The following is a 585-nucleotide window of genomic DNA, read 5'->3' on the forward strand; positions in this document are numbered from 1 at the left end:
CGCGCGGTTCGAGCGACGACGTGGGCTCGTCCATGATCACGACGTCCGCGTCCGCCGCGACGGCCCTCGCGAGCGCGACCATCTGCTGCTCGCCGACCGCGAGCGTCCCGAGTGGACTGCTCACGTCCGCCGTGATGCCGTAGCCCCGCAACAGCTCCGCGGCGTCGGCGTCCCGGCGGGCTCGGTCGATCAGGCCGAACCTGTTGCGCGGCTCGCGGCCGAGGAACAGGTTCGCGGACACGCTCATCAACGGGACGAGGTTCACCTCCTGGTAGATCGTGGAGATGTGCCCGTTGCGGGTGACGCGACCGGCATCCGGGGTGTGGATGCCGGTCAGCACCTTGATCAGCGTCGACTTGCCGGCGCCGTTCTCCCCGACGAGCGCGTGGATCTCGCCGCGCCGGAGCGTGAAGTCGACTTCGTCGAGTGCGCGGACGCCGGCGAACGTCTTGGTGACGCCCGCGACCTCGATGACCGGATCAGCAGGCATGTCAGTAGGCATTGGCGAGCTTCTGCGCGGCGTTTGTCGTGTCGTACTCGTCGTCGGAGATCACGATGGTGTTGGGGATCTCGTCGCCCTTGCCG

The 585-nt window shown here is 68.4% G+C and carries 1 protein-coding gene; it reads right to left on the bottom strand.

What is annotated here, in order from left to right; all coding sequences use genetic code 11:
- Window positions 1-490 (bottom strand): ATP-binding cassette domain-containing protein (locus IEY88_RS44965; protein WP_229694364.1); only part of this gene is annotated, 490 nt, incomplete at its 3' end.
- Window positions 491-585: the final 95 nt, after the last annotated feature.

The organism is Lentzea pudingi (assembly GCF_014646255.1).
Classification (GTDB): domain Bacteria; phylum Actinomycetota; class Actinomycetes; order Mycobacteriales; family Pseudonocardiaceae; genus Lentzea; species Lentzea pudingi.